Annotated in this window: 25 protein-coding genes and 1 pseudogene; 6 read left to right on the top strand and 20 right to left on the bottom strand. The window is 37.9% G+C overall.

Going from position 1 to position 21,536, the window contains the following annotated elements:
- Positions 1–454 precede the first annotated feature (454 nt).
- The 3 genes from DXC01_RS06785 to DXC01_RS06775 all read right to left on the bottom strand — a co-directional run bounded on the left by DXC01_RS06785 (position 455) and on the right by DXC01_RS06775 (position 3,145).
- Positions 455–955: a hypothetical protein gene (locus tag DXC01_RS06785; RefSeq protein WP_330427634.1), complete on the bottom strand. Its 501-nt coding sequence runs from the start codon at positions 953–955 to the stop codon at positions 455–457.
- Positions 956–1,359: 404 nt separating this feature from the next.
- Positions 1,360–2,508 carry an SLC13 family permease gene (locus DXC01_RS06780; protein ID WP_118698581.1) on the bottom strand — a complete coding sequence of 383 codons (1,149 nt, stop codon included), beginning with the start codon at positions 2,506–2,508 and terminating at the stop codon, positions 1,360–1,362.
- Positions 2,509–2,686: 178 nt separating this feature from the next.
- Positions 2,687–3,145: a helix-turn-helix domain-containing protein gene (locus DXC01_RS06775; RefSeq protein WP_118254232.1), complete on the bottom strand. Its 459-nt coding sequence runs from the start codon at positions 3,143–3,145 to the stop codon at positions 2,687–2,689.
- A gap of 257 nt (positions 3,146–3,402) precedes the next feature.
- On the opposite strand from DXC01_RS06775, the gene DXC01_RS06770 reads away from it, so the two are divergent.
- Positions 3,403–3,918 carry a helix-turn-helix domain-containing protein gene (locus tag DXC01_RS06770; protein WP_118698580.1) on the top strand — a complete coding sequence of 172 codons (516 nt, stop codon included), beginning with the start codon at positions 3,403–3,405 and terminating at the stop codon, positions 3,916–3,918.
- A gap of 712 nt (positions 3,919–4,630) precedes the next feature.
- Positions 4,631–5,467 (top strand): AIM24 family protein, encoded by an 837-nt coding sequence (locus DXC01_RS06760; protein ID WP_118698579.1) that lies wholly within the window; start codon positions 4,631–4,633, stop codon positions 5,465–5,467.
- A 130-nt stretch (positions 5,468–5,597) separates the two neighbouring features.
- Here DXC01_RS06760 and DXC01_RS06755 read toward each other — a convergent pair whose 3' ends face one another.
- From DXC01_RS06755 to DXC01_RS20540, 13 genes are all read right to left on the bottom strand, one after another.
- Positions 5,598–6,215 carry a sugar O-acetyltransferase gene (locus DXC01_RS06755; RefSeq protein ID WP_118698578.1) on the bottom strand — a complete coding sequence of 206 codons (618 nt, stop codon included), beginning with the start codon at positions 6,213–6,215 and terminating at the stop codon, positions 5,598–5,600.
- Between the two features lie 180 nt (positions 6,216–6,395).
- The gene (locus DXC01_RS06750) at positions 6,396–7,082 is read right to left on the bottom strand and encodes an MBL fold metallo-hydrolase (protein WP_117526569.1); all 687 of its coding nucleotides are present in this window, start codon (positions 7,080–7,082) and stop codon (positions 6,396–6,398) included.
- A gap of 83 nt (positions 7,083–7,165) precedes the next feature.
- Positions 7,166–7,384, bottom strand: a complete 219-nt coding sequence (locus DXC01_RS06745) for an aspartate dehydrogenase (protein ID WP_118698577.1) — start codon at positions 7,382–7,384, stop codon at positions 7,166–7,168.
- A gap of 40 nt (positions 7,385–7,424) precedes the next feature.
- Complete coding sequence (locus DXC01_RS06740; RefSeq protein WP_118254246.1) at positions 7,425–7,895, bottom strand: LURP-one-related/scramblase family protein; 471 nt, start codon at positions 7,893–7,895, stop codon at positions 7,425–7,427.
- A 512-nt stretch (positions 7,896–8,407) separates the two neighbouring features.
- Positions 8,408–9,643 (bottom strand): M20 family metallo-hydrolase, encoded by a 1,236-nt coding sequence (locus DXC01_RS06735; RefSeq protein WP_118254249.1) that lies wholly within the window; start codon positions 9,641–9,643, stop codon positions 8,408–8,410.
- Between the two features lie 136 nt (positions 9,644–9,779).
- Positions 9,780–10,313 (bottom strand): flavodoxin family protein, encoded by a 534-nt coding sequence (locus tag DXC01_RS06730; protein WP_118698576.1) that lies wholly within the window; start codon positions 10,311–10,313, stop codon positions 9,780–9,782.
- A 50-nt stretch (positions 10,314–10,363) separates the two neighbouring features.
- Complete coding sequence (locus DXC01_RS06725; protein ID WP_243111566.1) at positions 10,364–10,666, bottom strand: alpha/beta fold hydrolase; 303 nt, start codon at positions 10,664–10,666, stop codon at positions 10,364–10,366.
- A 207-nt stretch (positions 10,667–10,873) separates the two neighbouring features.
- Positions 10,874–11,479 (bottom strand): DUF1349 domain-containing protein, encoded by a 606-nt coding sequence (locus DXC01_RS06720; protein ID WP_118698575.1) that lies wholly within the window; start codon positions 11,477–11,479, stop codon positions 10,874–10,876.
- Between the two features lie 117 nt (positions 11,480–11,596).
- Complete coding sequence (gene rhuM, locus DXC01_RS06715; RefSeq protein WP_118698574.1) at positions 11,597–12,532, bottom strand: RhuM family protein; 936 nt, start codon at positions 12,530–12,532, stop codon at positions 11,597–11,599.
- 106 nt (positions 12,533–12,638) lie between these two features.
- Positions 12,639–13,118 (bottom strand): GNAT family N-acetyltransferase, encoded by a 480-nt coding sequence (locus DXC01_RS06710; RefSeq protein WP_118254256.1) that lies wholly within the window; start codon positions 13,116–13,118, stop codon positions 12,639–12,641.
- A gap of 70 nt (positions 13,119–13,188) precedes the next feature.
- Entirely contained in the window at positions 13,189–14,001 is an 813-nt protein-coding gene (locus tag DXC01_RS06705; protein ID WP_118698573.1) for an alpha/beta fold hydrolase, read from the bottom strand.
- A 29-nt stretch (positions 14,002–14,030) separates the two neighbouring features.
- Entirely contained in the window at positions 14,031–14,330 is a 300-nt protein-coding gene (locus DXC01_RS06700; protein ID WP_243111565.1) for a hypothetical protein, read from the bottom strand.
- Positions 14,331–14,621: 291 nt separating this feature from the next.
- On the bottom strand, positions 14,622–15,002 hold the full coding sequence (locus DXC01_RS20540) for a hypothetical protein (RefSeq protein WP_243111564.1): 381 nt from the start codon (positions 15,000–15,002) through the stop codon (positions 14,622–14,624).
- Positions 15,003–15,122: 120 nt separating this feature from the next.
- Between DXC01_RS20540 and DXC01_RS06690 the strand changes: the two genes are divergently transcribed.
- The 3 genes and pseudogenes from DXC01_RS06690 to DXC01_RS06680 all read left to right on the top strand — a co-directional run bounded on the left by DXC01_RS06690 (position 15,123) and on the right by DXC01_RS06680 (position 17,596).
- Entirely contained in the window at positions 15,123–16,883 is a 1,761-nt protein-coding gene (locus tag DXC01_RS06690) for a diguanylate cyclase domain-containing protein (RefSeq protein WP_118698571.1), read from the top strand.
- A 36-nt stretch (positions 16,884–16,919) separates the two neighbouring features.
- Positions 16,920–17,024: pseudogene (locus DXC01_RS21220) on the top strand (ATP-binding protein); the annotation flags it as partial.
- Positions 17,025–17,041: 17 nt separating this feature from the next.
- On the top strand, positions 17,042–17,596 hold the full coding sequence (locus tag DXC01_RS06680) for a CpXC domain-containing protein (protein WP_118698570.1): 555 nt from the start codon (positions 17,042–17,044) through the stop codon (positions 17,594–17,596).
- Positions 17,597–17,763: 167 nt separating this feature from the next.
- Here DXC01_RS06680 and DXC01_RS06675 read toward each other — a convergent pair whose 3' ends face one another.
- Complete coding sequence (locus tag DXC01_RS06675; protein ID WP_118698569.1) at positions 17,764–18,096, bottom strand: winged helix-turn-helix transcriptional regulator; 333 nt, start codon at positions 18,094–18,096, stop codon at positions 17,764–17,766.
- Positions 18,097–18,236: 140 nt separating this feature from the next.
- Between DXC01_RS06675 and DXC01_RS06670 the strand changes: the two genes are divergently transcribed.
- The gene (locus DXC01_RS06670) at positions 18,237–18,590 is read left to right on the top strand and encodes a cupin domain-containing protein (RefSeq protein WP_020993869.1); all 354 of its coding nucleotides are present in this window, start codon (positions 18,237–18,239) and stop codon (positions 18,588–18,590) included.
- 504 nt (positions 18,591–19,094) lie between these two features.
- On the opposite strand, the gene DXC01_RS06665 is transcribed toward DXC01_RS06670, so the two are convergent.
- The 3 genes from DXC01_RS06665 to DXC01_RS21425 all read right to left on the bottom strand — a co-directional run bounded on the left by DXC01_RS06665 (position 19,095) and on the right by DXC01_RS21425 (position 21,536).
- Positions 19,095–19,304: a DUF6219 family protein gene (locus DXC01_RS06665; protein ID WP_118698568.1), complete on the bottom strand. Its 210-nt coding sequence runs from the start codon at positions 19,302–19,304 to the stop codon at positions 19,095–19,097.
- A gap of 105 nt (positions 19,305–19,409) precedes the next feature.
- Positions 19,410–20,246, bottom strand: coding sequence for a CPBP family intramembrane glutamic endopeptidase (locus DXC01_RS06660; RefSeq protein ID WP_118698567.1), 837 nt, complete (start codon positions 20,244–20,246; stop codon positions 19,410–19,412).
- 99 nt (positions 20,247–20,345) lie between these two features.
- Positions 20,346–21,536 (bottom strand): site-specific integrase, encoded by a 1,191-nt coding sequence (locus DXC01_RS21425; protein ID WP_227222882.1) that lies wholly within the window; start codon positions 21,534–21,536, stop codon positions 20,346–20,348.

Below are 21,536 nucleotides of genomic sequence, written 5' to 3'. Positions count from 1 at the left end.
GATATTTTATCAGAGAACTTTTAAAACCCCTTCCGGTAACGGAAAGGTCTTTGCTGGAGGCAAAAGTCCCTGCAGTAAAGCGTAGAACCTCATGTGTTTATGCGGACTTGAGAAAACTCAGTTCAGAAATGAACTTAAGAGTAGCATAAACGCAGGCAGATATACAGCGGACTACCTGTCATGTGGGAACCTGCCGTATCCGGCACGGGAAATGTGCATGACTGCACACCTAAGTTACAGGCGTATCCGCCGATATTTAGTCTGACGCCTAAAGCGTCCGGAAGCACGCGACTTCAGTCGTGTGAGGATAGAGTTGTTGATTCACAAAACATAAAAAATAGAGCACATAGATAGATTCTACATGCTCTTACGCTTTATATTCTGTTTTTATATCTTATTCTCTTTAGACGAATTTTTTTGATTCTGTTTATTACACCAGTTTACAACTTTATAATTAATAGACTTGCTGACGAATCAGCTGTTTTAAAGCCTTTGTCATTGCACAATAACAGATATTGATCAGATTTACCAGCATTTCAATACCCTTGCAGCTTCGTACCATATACCTGCAAAGTGACCAGAAGGTTTTCTGCTCATAGTAGCTTGTTTCAATATTCCACCGGAACGAGTACAAAAACAGCGGAATATATTTCATCCTGTCATTCTTCCATACAGGTATGCAAAGCATAATACTTACAAAGCAGTGTCCATTCAGATAATTGGAATCATTATGTGCGGCATGGTCAAAGAGTTTTGAAACATTCTCAAACCGAGTTCCGGCCTTTGCTACCATGGTATCATCCACACAAAGAAATATCGGCTGTGTTGCCAGTGAATCCGGTATCATTCTCAAAGCAACTTTAGCTGTGATATTCATAAAATGGGAATAATCAACTTTTGCATAGGAACATGCGTGGTAAAAGGTATTGAGGGATTTTGTGGTAATTCCAGACAAAAAGTGCTGATATAAAAATCGAATGGAATGTCCAGATTCCAATGTTAGTATTGATAAAACGAGTAAAAACAAAGTATCTGCTGTTGAAGCAGAAAAAGTTTCAAAATAAATCAAAAAATATTTGTGAAGTCTACCAGTCAGAGTCTTTTCGTTGTATAATGTCTTTTTCGTACAGGGTCACTTTCCTTTGTAATGTTTTGGAGCAAACTCATTATACATCAGAAAGCCCTGTACGATATTTTTTTATGAAAAAGTTGTAAAGTGGTGTAAAGATTAATGATCTTTGTATTGGCACCGAAAATATATTTATTTCTCCGCGGCTTTTCTTCCAGGATGGGAAAGTGCCGCGGAGAATTTTTTGCGAAGAAAGAATTGCTATAGCTTTTGTAATTCCGGGAAAACCTTTATCTAAGAAAAAAATACAATATTAACATGAATATCATGAATATAATATTGGAGGCTGTGAATATTCCCAAATACTTCCCTCTCAGATTCCTGTTTTCTTTTGCAATATATTTGAAACTTATCAGGCTTGCCATGGATGCAATCAGAGTGCCGAGACCTCCAATATTGGTTCCGACAATTAAAGCCCGGTAATTATCTGTAAAGCCGGATAAAAGAAGCGCAGCGGGAACATTGCTCATAATCTGACTGGCAAGAACAGCAGTAAGTGTTTCCCTTCCTGCCATGATTCTTTCCAGAAAACTGCTGAATTGCGGAATCCTTCCAAGGTTGCCGATAAAAATAAATAATGCGATAAAGGTGGCAAGCAGGGAGTAATCCACCCTGCTTATATTTTCCCTGTTTCTTAGCAGCATATATATAAGAACCAATACAAGAGGAATCTGGTATGGAATGATACGTGCAACAGTGAGCAGGCAGATTGTAAATAAGATCAGGTAAGCGGCCAGGTATTCCATGTTAAGTTCTTTTCTGTCAGAGAATCCCAAAAGAGTTTTATCTTTTTCGGAACCGCATACGTGAGGTGCTTTGGCAGCGGCTACCTGTATCCATATCAGAAGAAGGATAAGTGCTGTGGCGGAATAGGGAAGCATCAGGGTTATTAATTCTGCCGCGGACATCCCTGCTCTGGCATATAGATAAAGGTTCTGCGGATTTCCGATTGGTGTGAGCATGCTTCCGAGATTAGCAGCGATTGTCTGCATGGCTACTATTTTAAGAAGCCAGTAATTGCCCAGTTCCTTTGGCAGTTTATGCACAATGATCAGTGCAAGAGGAACAAAAGTAATCAATGCCACATCATTGGTGATCACCATTGACAGGAAGAAACATAAGAGTACCAACAGCCTGATCACACCCACAGTTCCCGATGTTCCCATCAGCAATTTTTTGGCGAGTATATCAAAAACACCAACAGCCTTCAAACCAGCTACAATTACCATCAAACAGAAGAGGAGCCCGAGAGTCCTGAAATCGATATAAGTAAAATAAGCCTTATCCGGTCTGACCCAGAACATAGAAAGAAGCGCCAGGATCACTGCAATTGACAAAACGGTTTCTTTCCTGAAAAAAACATATAATTTTTGTAACATAATATTTCCTTTCCGGTCTGATACGACCGCGTATAAGTATATCACAGAAACATCCAGAAAAAAAAAATATCATTTTGTATTGTGGATTTCCAGTTTTATCAACTCTTTTTAAATGATGGGGACGATGCCAGTAGAATAGATTTTTTTATCATCATTGGTAGCCAACTTGGCTACCATTTCACCACATATAACAATCAAACTCTTTCTCTCTGCCTTGCAGCCAACCCTCAAACTCCTGCCTTGGAATGCGAATCGTTTTGCTGCTTTGTACTGCTTCTACTTTTCCTTTTTTAATCCATTTGTGCACAGTTGCCGGATTCACTCCTGCCAGAACTGCTGCCTCATTTACTGTCAGATAAACATCATTTCCTATATTTTTGCTATGACCATCTCGTTCCAGAACCGCTCTTCTATAAGCTTCAATCCTGCGATTATCTTCACCCTTCACTGTCTCTGGTATTTCGTCCGATACGATATGATAATCGTCCTGGCTGCCATACCATTCATAAAAACTCTTCTTTGTCACTCGTCTTCGATCATCAAACTCAATGGTTTTCAGAATCTCTGACTGATTCAGAAGACCATATACGGTAGATCTTGGAACGCCTAATAACCTGGCCATCTCTGGCATAGCCATGGAGCTTTCTACAATGTCACGAACTTTCTCCCGGTTCTCGGCATTTCGGTACTGTTTCTGACTTCGATACCATTTATCAAATGCTTTTTGGGGGTATCATTTCCTCTTTCACTCTTTTTGACTTCATGTTCATTATTGAGCTTGTTGTTAATTGATAATTCAAGTATAATAAACTCTATACGAGAAATGCACGTCTTGCATGAGGACTTAAATATTGATAATCCTCATGTTTAGCGATATACGGGGAGGAAATTCTCATGGGTAAACAATCCACCAGGGAAAACAAAACAATTTACCAGCTTTGCCGAGAAGCGGCAGGACTTACAAGAGCAGAGGCCAGTGAAAAAATGGATGCTGTCTCTGATTCAAAAATTGAAAAATTTGAATATGAAACACAAGAACCTACGCCTTATGATATCCTCCAAATGGCAGATGCCTATAAAAGGCCCGAGCTTTGCAATTATTATTGCTCTCACAAATGCGAAATCGGCTATCGTTATGTTCCTGAAGTAGAAATGACCGATCTGTCAAATATCATTTTGGAGACAATTGCCAGTTTAAATGAAATCAATCCTCTTACTGGTCGTCTGATCCAGATTGCCCGTGACGGTAAGATCAGCGATGATGAAATGAAAGATTTCGCTTATATCAGTAAAAAACTTGATGAAATTTCTTTAGCCATAGACTCTTTGAATCTTTGGGTAGATAAGACCGCCGGAGAACAGGGGCTTAATCTTGATCTCTTAAATGCCGAAAAAGAAAAATTAAAATAATCCATGACGCAACAAAAGGCAATGAACCATTTCTGACTCATTGCCTTTTCCTTTACATACGCTGTAATTGATTGACTATACTTTCTGTTTTCTTCCTCCTGATCCATTATGAATGTGACGTCACCAATGCTATAATGCCACCAATAATCAATAATGGAAAAGCAATGTACATCAGTCCACCTATAACCATACCAATCAATATCACCGGAAAGAAAATAACTGTACAAAGTAGTTTCATAATTCCCCAGGACGCTTTTAATCCAAATATAAAAAATTTTCCAACAAACCAAATTATACAAATTGTAAATAATAACGATAACATTTTTTACTCCTTCTAACATGTGTCTTTCATTTTTTCTGTTCTTTTTCTGCTAGATATTCAGATGTGTTCTTTATACCAAGTTTATTACTGAACGTCGGATTTTTCTCCATCTTTTCTATTATCCGGATTAATCGAATTCTCTGTGCTGCTTCCATCTGATCACCCCATTTACATTCTGCTTTTTTGTTGATATTGTCACTATAACAAATTTATTTTTCACAATACACATCCACCATGAGGAATTGCATCTTTATATTTCTCAAATTTTGAGAATTCTCTCTTTATAATTCTCTATACAAAGTATATATCTATCTATGTTGTTTCTATTATAATAAACATATCCGAGTAACACTATGAATTATTATTAAAGGTAAAGGAGTCAGTAGTAATATGCGAATTGAAAATTTACAAAATGAAAACAGAAAATATGCAAAAAGCATCGGAAACTTCCATGTGCTTGAATATGTGCAGGATGCCAGCGTTTCACCTATGAATGCAATGAATGAGTATTTCATGAGTAAAATGAATGTCAGAAGAAGACAGGTTGTTATTGATATTGATAAAGACCATTCAGCTGTTATCCAGGCTGGTTCCATGCAGTGGATGGGTGGTAATGTACAAGCCACATCTGGTGTAAAAGGCATCGGAGATTTCCTTGGAAAGGCACTCAAGGGTGCGGTTACAAAAGAAACCGCAGTTAAACCAGAATATGTTGGTGAAGGCTGTCTGGTACTGGAACCGACATATAAATACATTATTCTTGCAGATGTTGGCAAGTGGGGATCGGCCGGAATGACAATTGAAGATGGCATGTTCCTGGCTTGTGATGCAAATGTGAAAAGTAAAGTTGTAGCCAGAAAGAACCTTTCATCAGCCGTATTAGGTGGCGAAGGCCTGTTTAATCTGAGTTTGCAGGGAAATGGTGTAGTTGCACTGGAATCTAACGTTCCCGAAGATGAATTGATTGAAGTCATATTGGAAAATGATGAACTGAAAATTGATGGAAACCTTGCCGTATGCTGGTCATCAAACCTTGAATTTACCGTAGAACGATCAACCAAAACACTTGTCGGATCTGCAGTTAGCGGAGAGGGTCTGGTAAATGTTTACCGCGGAACAGGACGGGTACTGATGTGTCCGGTCGCACCGACAACTTCCTTGTTTGAGTCCACCAACACCATGGCAGCAAAGGCTGCAGCTAAATCCAGCAATACATTTGGAAAATAAGCGTAAAATACATTCTCACGTAAACAACAAACGCCGGTATAGGATTATAAAAAGTCCTGTATCGGCGTTATTAATTGTGATTATTTTATTTTTTTACTAAAATGAACCTCTTGTCATCTCTGCAAATTTTTCAATTCTTTTCAATTCCATCTGGCATACGATCTTTCTCAGTTATTTTTCGAATGACCCGGCATGGATTTCCAACTGCCAAACTATACGGCGGAATATCTTTTGTTACAACACTCCCTGCACCAATTACACACCCTTCTCCTATGGTGACACCACCGCAAACAACCACATTGGATGCCAGCCAGCAATTATCTTTTATAGTTATTGGTTTCGCATATTCAAGATTATAAAAGCTGCCATCTTCTCTCATCCTGATATTGCGTTCTTCAGGTAATAATGGATGCATAGGAGTTGCCAATGTAACATTTGGACCAATCATCACATTATCGCCTATATGTATTTCACATACATCTAAACATGTAAAATTAAAATTTGCAGAACTGAATTTTCCAAAGAACGTATTACATCCATAATCAAAATAAACAGGTGCCTGTAAATAGGGGAGTTCCTCTGTTGCTGTCAATAATTCCCTCAATATCTGTGCTTGTTCTTCTTGGTCATCTTCATCTGTCAAATTGTATTTTCTTGCTAATTTACGTGCATTCACGCGTAATTGTTCCAATTCTTTATCTGTTGGATCGTACAACTCTCCACTTAGCATTTTTTCTCTTTCAGTCATTTCCGATAGCCTCCTAATTCCGATTAGCGTATCAAATCATTTTCTTCATTCTATCACAGCCTCTATTATTCCACCATCAATCTTTCAAACCAGGTATCCATAGCAAGGATGAACTGACCTACATCTCCTTGACAAACTTGTTTGGAGAGGCTACGATACGCCCTGTGATCGCACTAAACTTCATAATTCTTCTCCTTTTGCACATTCTGTGTTTTTAATACGTGATTTATATTGCGGATATTCCGTAATAAACCGCTTAATTACATTGGCATCATTCCAGTAATGCATTGGAAAAATGACATTGCAATCTACATTTTTAAGGAAATACAGGATCCCGTCGGCATAGTGATTTCCCTGTCTCGGATCTAAAGGGACAAATGCAGCATCAAAATGCATACCCTTGATTTTCCTGATCTCCGCACGATATGCTGAAGTAAGTCTCTGGTTATCAGCTTTTGGCTCACCATCCCAATACCAGTCATTTAAGTCACCAGCATGATAAATGGTGCCTTCCTTTGTTTTGACAATAAATGCTACACCACTATCGTTAGATAGCAATGTATCGACTTGGGTGCCATTATCCAGATTATAAGTCTGATCATGATAAACATATGTGATCTTCATATCTGACAAATGTTTTCTTTTGCGTATATCTTTCGCCAAAATTGCCTGATATGTCATGCTCATGTCATCAAGGATCTCAAAAATCACAGGATTAAAATGATCCTTATGAAAATGACTGCAAAAAACAATTACTTCTTTTTTCTTGTCAAGAAGTGGTAATTCACCCTTATAATAGTCAAAAATATAGTAGCAATCTTTAGTTTCAATTAAAAATCCACTGTGGTTAATGTAAGTAATTTTCATCATATCACCTTTATAAAATAACTCCGTTTTCCCTATAAGCTTACAGACGAATACCTGGCGTTCATCCACGACCCAGAAGATGTCTAATATTCTTTTGCAATTTCCTCTGTTATCCCATATATCTCTTTGAATCTTTCTAGGTCCTCCGGCGATCTGATCAGCATGATTTCTTCGATTTTTCCGGTCCGTATGTCTTTGAATCCTGCTACTTCTTCCCCGGTACAAATGCTTGCACGAATAACTGGTTTCATATGTTCTCGGTCATATGTTTTTTTCACGATTTTCTTTTTGAATAATCCCATGCTTCATCCTCCAAATAATTACAGTAACAAGATCAACTATTTAATTTCTGGAACATTTTTCTGCATCGATTGCCAGTACAAACATCAGCGCATCCAATGCATTTCCTGGATCCTGCACATCAATAACATATGTATCAGTCATATGAAACAGTTCTTTACTAACCCGTGCAATTGAGTAACCGCTTTGATCAAGAATGCTATAGTCCCATTCCATAATGGTTCCATCAATATGCCATCCATTGTAATCAATATTATAATGTGGCGTCAGGAATGAGAATTCTTTGCTCAGGCATCCGATATAACTGCCGTTTTTATAAATTTCAAATTTAGGAAGAAAAGTAAGTACTTTCTGAACAACCATTCCTACTTCATTTCCATAGGCATCATAAATTACAAGTTTATGTCCCCAGGACAACTGGCCTTTTACTACATAAACAGTGTTGCCTGCTTCATCATCGATATCATAGCTGTCAAACCATGAAAACAGCCTTTGTTTAAACAATAACTTCATAACTTTTCACCGCTCTCTCCAACAGATATAATTGGTTCTTTATAAGTATCATAATACCATGCCGGAACACCTTAAAAAATATGTAAATTGAAGAATTAACCTATCTTATTTCACAGATTATGATAAAACATAGATTTCCGGCTATAAATCTCTACTCGTTCCCCAAAAGGTACAAAAAAGACCATTTACTGTTTTACGGTAAATAGTCTTTACATTTCAATATTCAATTTATATCATACTGAGCCACTTGTCGTCCCTGCAAATTTGAATTTGTCTGGCTCTTTACATAAATGGAGTTTCATTTTCACATCAGTCATACAGATTATCTCTTCAATTTTTATACATTCTGATTTGAATTTTTAGAACCAGTTATAAAATATTGTTCTTCGGGGTTATTACAATCTATTTCAAACAGCCGATCTAATTCATAGTTGTTTAAATATGCCGTTTTACTTATATTGGACAAGCCAATAATTACAAAGGCTTTATTATCATTAGCAATGTAATAAAACTTACCATGATAAAAAGGTTTGAGCCGATAATTCTTTTAACACGTCACAAAGCAGTTCAAAACCGGTCTGTATATCCGCTACAGCGGTGGCTTCTGCCGGATTATGGCTGATACCTCCGATACTCGGCACGAAGATCATCGCGGTCGGGAAATGCTTTCCGAATACCATCGAGTCGTGTCCGGCGCCGCTGTTCATATGCTTATACGCGAGATGTTTCTCTTCACAGTGCCGCTCGATCACCCGAATCACGTTCGGATCCATCCGTACGGACTCCAGCCAGTCATTCTGTCGAAGCCGGGTCTGAAAGCCCTTGCGTTCGATGGATTCCAGTACACGTTTCAGAAGAACCACATCTTGAAGCAGTTCCTCATTGCTACCATCGCGCAGATCGATGAGCAGATTCACTCGATCTGCAATGACATTCTGCATTCCAGGAAATACCTGTATCGCGCCATAGGTAAGGGTGGCAGAAGGAGCCTGCGCCATCATCTGACGGGTAGACTCTGTGATAAATTCCGCAGCAGCTACCACAGGATCGTGCCGTAAAGACATCGAGGTGGTACCTGCATGGTTCTGGCTTCCCTGAATGGTCAGCTCATAGTTGACGATACCGACGATACTGTCCACAATACCGATCTGCTTCTGCTCGCTTTCAAGCACCGGTCCCTGTTCGATATGCAGTTCTACGATTGCTCGAATATCGTCACGTTTCACGTTTTTCAGCGCTTCCGTCTGATACCCGGCAGATACCAGTGCTTCACGAAGTGTGACGCCATCACGGCTGAGCTCCTCGAGATCCTCTTCTTTCAGCGTGCCACAGATTGCGCGGCTCCCCTGACAGCCGGATGGAAAACGACTGCCCTCTTCCTCCATCAGACCACCCACTTCCAGGCTGTGTTTCGGAACGAAGCCCGACTGTTTGAGGTATCCCAGCGCTGCCACACCGGTCACAACGCCCAGTGCGCCATCATATTTTCCACCGTTCTTTACGGTATCCAGGTGGGATCCCGTCAGTATGGTTCCAGGTTCTGTCCCCGGAAGCCGTCCATACACGTTACCGATCGCGTCCTCTCTGTATTCAAGCCCCAGATCCTCGATCCACTCACGCAGGATGTTCTTCGCGATTTTGTCTTCCAGAGTATACGCTGCACGCCAGATCTCTCCGTCGATGCGCGTCGCATCGGCTAGCTGACACAGCATTTCTTCGATTCTTACTCCCGCTTCGTTTTTCATCATAAATGTCACCTCATTTCATAGTTTGTTTTCTTTCAATATTTCTCCGTATTCTTCTCCTGCGCGACCTCCCATTGCGTATAATCAGGTATGGCATTCCTCACTTAAAGAACTCGGTCAATTTCGATTGTTCAACAGCTTAAATGGCATATCCCATATCGTAGGCTTTTTGGAAAACACTTTGATTCTTGACCAATCCAGCATCCATCACGTTTGTTGCATATATCTTTCCTGCAATCTTGTATTCTTCCAGATGCTCTACAAAACCATTCAGATCACCAAGCGATCTTTCAATAATATCCTCACCCAGGCCAGCTGATATAATATAGTAAACCTCTTTTTTACCGAGATGCTGCCAGATTGGGTAAGTACGGTCAATAAAAGTCTTCATCTGGGCACTGATTCCATAAAAATAAACCGGAGTAGCCAGTACAAGTACATCTGCTTTTTGAAACATTTTAAGTATCTCAGCCATATCATCTTTTAATACACAGGTACCGCCATTTCTCATACAACCGTCACAGGCCCTGCAAAAACCTATATTCTGCTCCATGATACGCACTATTTTTACCTGATGCCCTTTTGCTTCTGCACCTTTTTTAAACTGCTCACATAAGATTTGTGAATTTCCTTTTTTTCTTGGTGAGCTTGAAATAATCAGTATATTTTTCATTAGTTTTTCTCCTCTCCCACTTTTCAATTCAAATAACTTTAGGTTGCCTCTCATAAAATATTCGAAAAAAACTCTTCTAGTAAACTATTGATCATCTCCAGTTTATCTGTATTAGAATTATGACCGGCCCCTTCAATCCACTTTAAAGGAATTTCCGTTTTTCGCTGCCATTCTCTGTTATACCTCATGCATGAACCGGCATGATCCTTTGTACCACATATCAACAGGGAAGGACATCTGATTTCATATGGCAGATCCTTTTCCATTGCCTCTGCCAGAATACGAAATCCATGCCCGGCAATTTGAGCATAACGATGCTGATTACCATCATAGACCAGCATCATTTCCTTCATCAGGTTTCTGCCATAATTAGAAGTTGCAACTCCCTCAGTTCCGGATTTCAAAAGCCACTTCCATGGATAATGTGCATAGACCTGGTAAAAATACAAGCGTCGTTGTATCCAAACTCAGATTATTTGACCAATAGTGAATTGTTCCGCAAGGAGTTTGATATGTACTTTCCTATTTTCATATTGGTTTTTTATATCAAATACAGTCCGCTACATCTCATCCGGCTTTTGACCATCGTGGGCTTTCCATTGACACTCCGTCAATTTCATATTTGTAAATACCGCTTTAAACGATGAATCTTCCGGACTGCATGCATAAATTCCAAATTTGATTTTTCCTGCACCAGCCCACATATGGCAAATCCTCATTTGCTTAAACCGTATTCCATCCTCAGAACATTCAATGCAATAATCATCTTCACGTCTACTGAGACGATACCACATAGATTTAATCTCTGCATCAATTTCCGTAGTTGCCCAATCTGAATATCCATTGTTTGTCACAACACTTCCCAGGTGCTGAAAATAGTCATTCTCATATTCTATAGAACCTTTCAACCAATTCTCACTGTCAAGATACATAACCACACCGCACTGATCAAAGCGATGATGGCTTTCCTTAAAATCAGTTTTCACTATAAATGAAAAAAACTTTTCCTCTGTTTCTATCTGCAGAACCGGAGCATTATCATTGCGGAAATGATAGTAAGTTCTTTGCCACAAATCAGTTCCAGGCTGTGTAATAATCTCAATTTTGTCATCTGTCAGCGTGTAATCATCAGGTTCTCTCGTCCACTTAAAATCTTTTATATTCATCTCATTATCCCTCCAAATCTCGATTGTTATAATCTTTTTCAACTCCACCTTCTTGCCCTTCGGACAAGAAGTATCCCTCGCTCAAAGAGTTCGGTCAATTCCGATTCGAAATCAAATTTACATTATTAGCAAATTCATCACCAAATTAACCATAATATCTTTCTCCTTTGGATCTGACTCTGCAATCATTAATGTTATTGCTACTAATGCACCATCACTTACCCTTTTTTGATCAGCTTTGTAAAGTATATTATTTCGAGCCAAAAATTCCAAAAATAACGATGCAGCAATTCTCTTGCATCCATCAGCATAAGGATGATCTTTTATCATAAAATACAAAAGATTGGCTGCTTTCTCTTCTAAGGAAGGATAAACATCTCCTCCAAAAACATTTTGATAAACTGCTGCAAGAATACCTTCAACTTTTCCCTTTTCTTTCTCAATCCCAAAGACATCCGAGTGAAATGAATCTTCCATTGCATTCACCATATTTCGGCAATCTTCATATGTAATTCTATAGATAGCCTTGCTTCCAGTAGGCTTTTTAAGTGATTGATGATCATACTGATCTAACAACATCAAAGCATTTGTATATAAGCTAACAGCTTTCAACACCTCTGCTTCATCTACTTCCAAAGTGCATGCAAGCATTTTTGTTTGGATATTTATTGTTCGTTGTAAAGCTTCTAATCTTTTTTCATTGATTGCATACCCCTGTATGATATACTGTTTTAGAACACTATTAACCCATTTTCTAAATTCTACTCCTCGATTAGATTTCACTCTATAGCCTATAGAAATAATCATATCTAAATTATAATGTTCAACTTGATACACTTTTCCATCTGAAGCAGTTGTCGCAAAATTTGCGACAACTGAATTATCCAACTCTTCTTTTAATGCATTATTAATATGTTTCCCAATTGTCTTTACATCTCTTCCAAACAATTCGGCTAACTGTTTTCTATTAAGCCATACAGTATTATTTTTTATAGGCACAGTTAACTTTATTTCTTTATCGGCAGTTTCAAACAAAATTAATTCATTCTCCATGTTTGCTTTCCCTTCTGAAAATACAAAAAAATGCCAACAGTTAAAACGAATTCAATAATAAATTTTCTATAATTTAGTCCTATAAACTTGAAGTTATCGGCCTGCTTTACAGTTCATAATAATACAGACAGATATTTTGATAGGTTCCATCTTTCATACGAAAACCTTTCGGTACCACTCCAATCTTCGCAAACCCCAGTCGTTCGTACAAATGACGCGCATGAAGATTGTTTTCCACTACAGCATTGAATTGCAAAATTCCAAAGCCATGCTGCTTTGCTTGTGTAAGACAATCAGTTACTAATTTTTCACCGATATGCTCGCCGCGGTAATCTGTAGCAACAGCGTAACTCGCATTTGCAATATGCCCGCAGCGACCGATATTGTTTGGATGCAGGATATAGAGCCCCACGATTTTTCCGTTGTCATCTGCAACACCACAATATGTCTGTGCTGCAAAAAAGTCAGCACCCGTTTTATCATTCAAAAAATCTTCTTGTGGAAAAGCCTCACCATCTTCCACAACTTTATTCCAGATATAAACCATTGCAGAAATGTCTTTTTCCATATACTTTCTGATTTCCATAATCTTTCCTCCAACTTCCGATTTGTTTATTGTCCTTTTATAACGGTTGACCAATTGTTTTCAATAGTCTTTATATGTTTGAAAGGAATTCTTCTATTAAACTATTTATCATCTCCGGTTTATCTGTATTAGAATTATGACCGGCCCCTTCAATCCACTTTAAAGGAATTTTCGTTTTTCGATGCCATTCTCTGTTATACCTTATGCATGAGCCGGCATGATCCTTTGTACCACATATCAACAGGGAAGGAGATTTGATTTCATATGGCAGATCCTTTTCCATTGCCTCTGCCAGAATACGAAACCCATGCCCGGCAATTTGGGCATAACGATGCTGATCACCATCATAGACTAGCATCATTTCCTTCATCAGATTTCTGCCATAATTAGAAGCTGCAACTCCCTCAGTTCCGGATTTCAAAAGCAACTTCCATGGGTAATGTGCATATACTGGTTCCATTCTTTTCAGAAGCCAGATCTCCACTGCTGTCACATAGTTTCTCTGGAGCGGTGCTGAATCAATGGAAATAAAACCTGCCAGCCGGTCAGGATACAATTGTGCATAAGCCTGTCCCACATATCCTCCCATTGATTGACCGATTATAATTGGTTTTATGATTTCTTCTTTTTCAAGAATCCCATTCAGCCATTTTGCCTTATCAAACAGATCAAATTCAAACCGAAACGGCCAGGAAGAGGCATGAGCCGGTGCATCCCATACAATAATATTATATTTTTCCACGAAATACTCAACCTGTTTATCAAACAGTCTATGGTCAGCAGTCAACCCCGGAAGAAATACAAGCGTCGTTGTATCCAAACTCAGAATACTTAACCAATAATGAATCGTTCCACAAGGAGTTTGATATATACTTTCCTTCACAAGTTCACCTCCACAATTTCCTTGTATTATTATTTCCCGTAGTTCTCCTCCCAGTAATCATACGCATCATCATATCCGCCATCATAATTTCCTCCACCGAATTCCTCAGCCCAGTCATCGGCGAAATCATCCGGATCATCATAATTATAAACATCATAAGAATTGCTGTATGTATTGTATGAACGCGATGGAGTACTCTTTTTTCCAGAAGAATAACTTCTTTGGGATTTACTGGAATAGCTGTTACTCGTACTGTTTTTTCTTTGAGAATTTTCATATGCTCTTTCTCTTTTCATCGCCTCTTCATAAATACTGTTAATATGCTCCATGCAATAGTTTGTTCCCCAATCTTTTTTGTTCCAGCATCCCGGTTCATCACAGTAAAGATCCACTACCTTCAATGTAATTATGATTATCAGCTCAACACTAATGATTACTGTCGCTATGATTTTAAAAGTCTTTGAATAAAAAAAATCCGGCAGTCACATATCTCTTCTCCTTTATCTCCTTTATCTCTTTTATCTAATTCTGATGTTATCAGTTTACATCAAATAGCAGTGCATAAATCCGCACAACCAACGGATTTTCCAGAACTAGTAGTTCTAAAGTATACTTCGTTTTCACGACATCATTTCTAATACAGATTTTACCGTACTTTTTAATCTCAGTCCATCCTTTATACCCAGGCGATAGAAAAACTCTTCTGTCTCTGCTCCGCTGGCAAATATTTCATCGCAATACTTCGTAAGCACTTCCTCTTGTTCCGGAGACAGTGTTTCCAAAAGCTTCTGGTATTCCTTCTCTATATTTTCATTATATGGCCGTGTATCTTGATTTGATTTCCATTCAGAATATGCTTTGCTCATACGATTGGAGATCATCTTATCAACAGACTCCTCTACGTCTTTTGACACCTTTGAGAGAGACTCTTGCTTTTGAACTTTTTCGTTCTTCGCTTTTTCAAGTGTTGACTCGTCAATATAGTGAATAATTTCTCTCAAATTTGACTTCATATGGATTATGCACAGTTCGTTTTTTTCATAAAACCTATTCTGTTTTTCGACTTCTGTGCTATAATGCTTTATTATAAAAATTCCCATGGACAAAACGAGGTGAACCAAGTGAAAAAACAAACACTTGTGCCTCTTATCACTTTTTTACTGGGCATATGCCTTATTAGTTTGATTGTATACAAAACAGACACCCACGAAAAAGAGCAGAGACACATAACAGCACAATTAAACGTAGCCACCTATGGCGAACAAATAAAGAATGAAATTACAAATGGAATTGAGATCACAGATACCTTGAAGCAAATCTTAATAAGTGAAGATGGCGAAATCCATCAGTTTGAAACAATTGCAGGAAATCTTATGTCTGATTCTATTGAAAGTGTACAGCTCGCTCCTAATGGTGTTGTTACAGATATTTATCCGGCTAATGAAAATGAGGCAGGTAAGATTGATTTGATCCATGATAAAGACCGCGGAAAAATTTCCTGTTACGCAAGAGACAACCATACAATCATTACGCAGGGCCCCTTCAAATTAAAACAGGGAGGATATGGAATTGCAGTCCGCAATCCCGTATACCTGAAAGATAAAAACGGACATGAGTATTTCTGGGGATTTACTATTGTTATCCTGCGTGTTCCGGATATTTTTTCAGATTCAATCAGTGCACTTTCAAATTTTGGATACGAATACAAAATTTCAAAAACAGACGCTCCATGGAGTGATACTTATAAAGTGGTTTATCAATCAGATGGGCAAATAAATCGTCCTGTTTCTTATATATTTACAATAGGAGACGAAAACTGGAAATTTGAAGTAACTCCTAAAAGTGGATGGAGAAATGCCACATTACTGATAATCATCATCGGAATTTTTCTTACAATAAGCCTTCTCCTGTCAGTTCTTACCAGAGTATGGTTAGTAGCAAAAGAACATAAGGAAAAGTTTCAGATACTGGCGCGCACAGATTCTCTTACAAATATTTATAACCGCTATGGATTTGATGAATTTGCAGAAAAAATGATTCAAAAAAATCCAAAAACACATTTTGTGGCTGCGCTCCTTGATATCGATGATTTCAAGTTTATTAATGATATCTATGGACATAATTACGGAGACAGGGCACTAAAGAATCTTGCAGACAGCATGAAGACTTTTTTCCCATCCGATGCATTACTTGGAAGAAATGGTGGTGACGAATTCTGCATTCTTTTACCAAATTGTACCTTTGCAGAAGCAGCTATACAGCTGCAGAAATTCACCAAACTTCCTAAATCATTCTCATACCATGGTAAGGAACATGCATTTTATATTTCTCTAGGATATGCAGAATATCCAACATTTGCATCCAATCGTTCACAACTCATGCGCTGCGCAGATGCCGCTCTTTATGAAATAAAACTTCATGGAAAAAATGGATGTATGGTCTACAGAGAAGGACTTCGGTCAGGTGCCCGCAAACAACTTGGATTCGCATTCAAGGATATCTCTGAACATCTTCCAGGTGCATTCATCATATACAGAGCTGACAAAGAAGATGATGAACTATTTTTTGCAAATGATGAATTTCTTCATATGTCCGGATATAAAGATATAGATGAACTGTTCAGACTTACTGAGAAAAGTTTTCGCAACTTGATTCGTGAAGATGAACAGCAACAGATAGAATCAAGTATCTGGGAACAGATTGACAACGGCAATGAAAATGACTATATTCACTTTCATCTTCGAAAAGCTGACGGAACTTATTTTTCTGTTCTTGATCATGGAAGAATTGTAGATAGCCCGCAATACGGGAAAGTATTTTATGTATTGTTCATGGATTGGGAAGATATGCATATTCGTTACAATGATAAATTCGCAAGATAAAATATTGCAAAAAACAGAGCGTATAATCTATTTTCATATAATGTTTATGTCAGCAAGCTCTATCAAAAGGAAATCGACTTTGTTGCTCAGAGAAGCAACGAGAAGTTTTATATTCAGATCAGCGACAACATTTCCGGGCAGTAAACATTTGAGAGAGAATGCTTTCCTCGGCTTCAGATTCGAGATGCTTCCTTTATACCTGTCCAAGCTGTGGAGAGACCTTTCGTTTAAACTACTCTACACTCTATCACCAGATGGAAGATCTTATCATGATTTATCTGGTTTCTGAATCAGAAGTGGCCGAAACATATGATTTGTTTTATGGAGAACATGCTATGGCTGATTTTCGTACCGAAAAGTACTTAAACCGGATTGTAACGCCTGCAAATCAGCTCGTTGAAAAGATACAGATTTTTGATGCTGGTAAGGATGACAGGATAATGGAACTTGTTAAATTACTTGCGGCAGATTCTATTCTTAAAAATGATCCTGATAAAGAATTTGATGAACTGTGCTTTGCTGTCGACAACGACGGAACAAATATTCTTGTAATCATTAATAAGGGTGAGATTACTGGTGCAGTTGACATTGACAATATGTATGAATTTGCTTCTTCACACTGCGATGATTTCAAGGATCTCCGCGATGATGAGGATATTGTTATCAATCAGGAGTGGATCCTTAACAAACTTTCTGAAAATGAAAATGAATAATATATTTGGTGGCTACACCCCCAAGCCTCTGTTGAATCAATAACGCTGGTACTGGATATCAAAATCCCGCACCGGCGTTATTGATTGTAATTATTTTACATTGACAAAATGATAGATTGTCAGCTCTGCAAACTGGAATTGTTCAAGCTTTTCAAATACTAACGTCCTTAATTCTGTTCAATAATTGATTTATAGTAGTTACCAAAGTCAGCAAGTGAATTAACAATTGGAAGCATTTTTGTTCCGAGTTCCGTTAAGCCGTATTCAACTCTCGGTGGCCGTTCATGGTAATCGTGGCGATATGCCAGCCCATCACTCATCATTTGTCTTAAACTATCTGTCAAAACCTTTTGTGAAATACCATCTATACTTCGTTGTAGCTCATTGAATCTCCATGGACGCTCTTTTAAGTTACGCAAAATCAGCAGTTTCCATTTTCCTCCGATAAGAGATACTGCTGTTGCAACTGGGCATTCCGGTAATTCTTCTTTTGCTCGCATAATTCTCACCTCCGAGTCTATTGTAACACATTCATTTTTGAGTGTACAGTTACAAAAAGGTGCGTACTTGTTTTTGTATGTGTCTCACACTATACTAATACCAATCAACCAGAAACTACAAATTAACTATGGAGGTTATTATGGCAAATTACACAAAAACAACTATTGGAAAGGAAAACCGAATTGAGCTGCATGAAAAGTTGTCTTTAACAGGTGCAGAAATCAGTTTAAACGAACTACCTGCAGGAGCAAATGTCCCATTTGTTCATTCTCATAAAGAAAATGAAGAAATCTATGGAATTCTTTCAGGTAACGGCAAAGCCATAATTGATGGAGAAGAAATTAGCCTTTCAACTGGAGACTGGCTAAAAATCGCACCTACTGCAAAGCGTCAGTTTTTTGCATCCGATATTTCTGGAATTACTTATATCTGCATTCAGGTAAAAGAAAATTCTCTGGAACATTTTACAGCAGAGGATGCCGTAATCGGCTAATTAAAAGTATTTATTTACAAAAATGCACAGTTCACGATAAGCTAAGAACTGTGCATTTCTTTTTTGTTCAATATTACGTTTTCTCAATTTTTCAAACAAGAAGTTATCAGTGATTATCTTTTAGAAAACAGCCAACTACAGCGACGCCAAATCCAAGAACACCTAGTAGACAGTAAATTAATTAGCTAGACCAATGTCTTCCTTTCCAAAGTTATCCATTTTATATTTCCAATGGTAGACTACTGGTACTTCATTCACCTCATCAAAGTATTTGTAGATACGGATATGTATGAATTTGCTTCTTCACACTGCAATGATTTCAAGGATCTCCGCGATGATGATGAAATAGTTATCAATAGGGAGTGGATCCTTAACAAACTTGCCGAAGCAGAAAACGAATAGTATATTTGGTGGCTACACCCCAAAGCCCCTGTAGAATAAATAACGCCAGTACTGGATATCAAAAATCCCGCACCGGCGTTATTTATTAAAATATTTTGTTTTTTAATCTTCAACACTCTCTACTGAAACTTCTTTTTTCTTCCTACTTTTACCAGAAATCATCTTGTGTCCTGTATAAATAGCCATAATCATGCAAAGCAAAAAACTTGCTGCAAAGTACTTATGGCCTTCTTTTGATCCCTTATAACCTGTATAAAAAGTTCCAAGCATTGTAATCAGTGCACCGATAGACCAATATTTATGTGATTTCATTCAGATACCTCCTGCCGTTTTTCTTAATCATATACCTTTTAAAAGATATATACAAACTGGAATTTGACAAGTACCTTATAGCTTCATATTTTCAAACCTATTATATCAATTTTTTCTTGATTTAATCATAAAAAATGCTATACCAGCAACTATTATGTATCCGAACAATGAAATAACAGATGATTCAATTCCAAACTCACCACCTGTGATGGCGAAATCTTTTGAATTAAGTACATATGTCATTACAGAATATTTATCCATTTTTTCCCCAATGGCTAATCCTCCACCAATAATCACAACGTTCCAGATAGCATGAACTATTCCACTATTCCAAACTGAACCACTTTCTATTGCAATCATCGAAAACATAACGCCTACCATCGTTCCGGCGATAATTACTAATAAACAACTGCCTATTGAAAAATTCTGTCCAAGAACATGTACAATACCAAATAACATTGATGGAACAATTACAGCCACCTTAATATTCCATCTCTTCTTTAATGCATTAAGTATAACTCCTCTAAACACCATTTCTTCAACAAATCCAGCCGCTATTCCGGTAAATGCAACCCCTGCACTTAAAGTATTGAACATCTGATTTCCATTCATATTTGAGGATACATACTTACCGTTGAATATTAAAAGATAACTTCCTTTTATAACAAATGGTAATAATACAGCTATCAAAATCCATCTTATTTTAATAGCAAATTTAGGCATTCCGAAATCCGAAGTCGGCAATTTAATAATTTTGCTAATAAACATTTTCAGAATAAGATATGTCAATCCAGCATATATAATTCCAGCGATAATATTACAAATGCCAGTTGGAATTTTTATTATAACAAACATACTTGCAATGGATTGTGCAATAATCTGTGTAATTATTAAAATAAATATGGCAACAAATGATGTGCTAATTGCTTTTTTTGTACTCATTTTATTTCTCCTTTATAACTTTCGATTTGCACTTCAAATCGTTTTCTTTATTCTATCACAACTTCTATTGATCCGCCATCAGTCTTTCGAACCAGGTATTCATAACAATGATGATTGGCCTGCTACTGGCAATTCTTGCAGCATTTCGTCAAGAGTTTTCTGTTTCACGTATTTCTGCACATACACCCAATAGGCAACGCTACTGGCTTCTGATACAATGTCAGCTATGGTTTTGCGCATAAGCTCTTCAAATTCAGCAATTTCTTCTTTTGGGACAACATCATACAGTGTTGGTGCCTGATGACTTAATTTTACTCCATTTTTATTTGCATCTTTAAGCAGATTCTTAACTTTTTCTCTTGAATTCTCCGGTACTTTCATGTACGCCCAGATAAATGCTACCACATCAGACGGTGTGTCTTTTTTAAGTGGTGGTACGCTGCTTTCTGTTTTTGGTGTTTTCATAATGCGTACCGTCTTATTCGTTTTCCGCTCCTCTGGAAATATGACGATCACATCTTTCTGGTCTAATTCCTCTAACGCTTTTTTGCTGACTCTCTGTACTTCCTTATTTACATAAAGATACGCCCGGTTTTCTTTGATCGCTTCTTCTGATATATCTACGCAATCCCAGGTAAGCCCCAGTAGTTCTCCTATTCGAAGAGAACCGGCAAAGGCAAGGTTCATACACAATTTCAGGCACTCATTTTCACACACATCCAGAGCATATGCAAAGGTCTCTGCATCCCATATTACCCGTTTCTCTGATTTATGCTTTGGTACCGTCGCTTTAAATGCTGGATTCTTCTCCATGATATCCCACTTCACAGCCTGATTAAAACAACTCTTCAGCAGCTTATGTACATCACGGATTACACTGGTAGATACGAACTCGCTTCTGACATTTCCGTTCAAATCTGGAACGGATGGCGTCTTTGTCAGCGTCTTATAGTAAATCTCCAGAAATCTGGTATTGATATCCGTCAGTGGAGTTTTTCCAATGATAGGCAATATATAATTCTTCAGCAATGACATATTCCCGTCACAGGTAGACAATGCCCACCTATCTTTTCCATACAGTTCTACATACTCATTTATCAGATCCTCCAACGTCTTACAGTTCGATACGATAATACCGCCTTTTTTCTCTTTCAGTTCAATTTCTGCTTTTCTGATTTTAGCTGCGTTCTTTGTATCATACGTTTCCCACTTCTGTTTCCGCTTTCCATCTGTATCTTTACAGTAATATACGACACAATATTTGTTATTTTTCTTCTGTATCGAAGCCAT

It is taken from the genome of Blautia sp. OM07-19 (genome assembly GCF_003481595.1).
In the GTDB taxonomy this organism is placed as follows: domain Bacteria; phylum Bacillota; class Clostridia; order Lachnospirales; family Lachnospiraceae; genus Blautia_A; species Blautia_A intestinihominis.
Note: the sequence above shows the minus strand (reverse complement) of the source record. Positions and strands in the feature narration are given on the sequence as shown.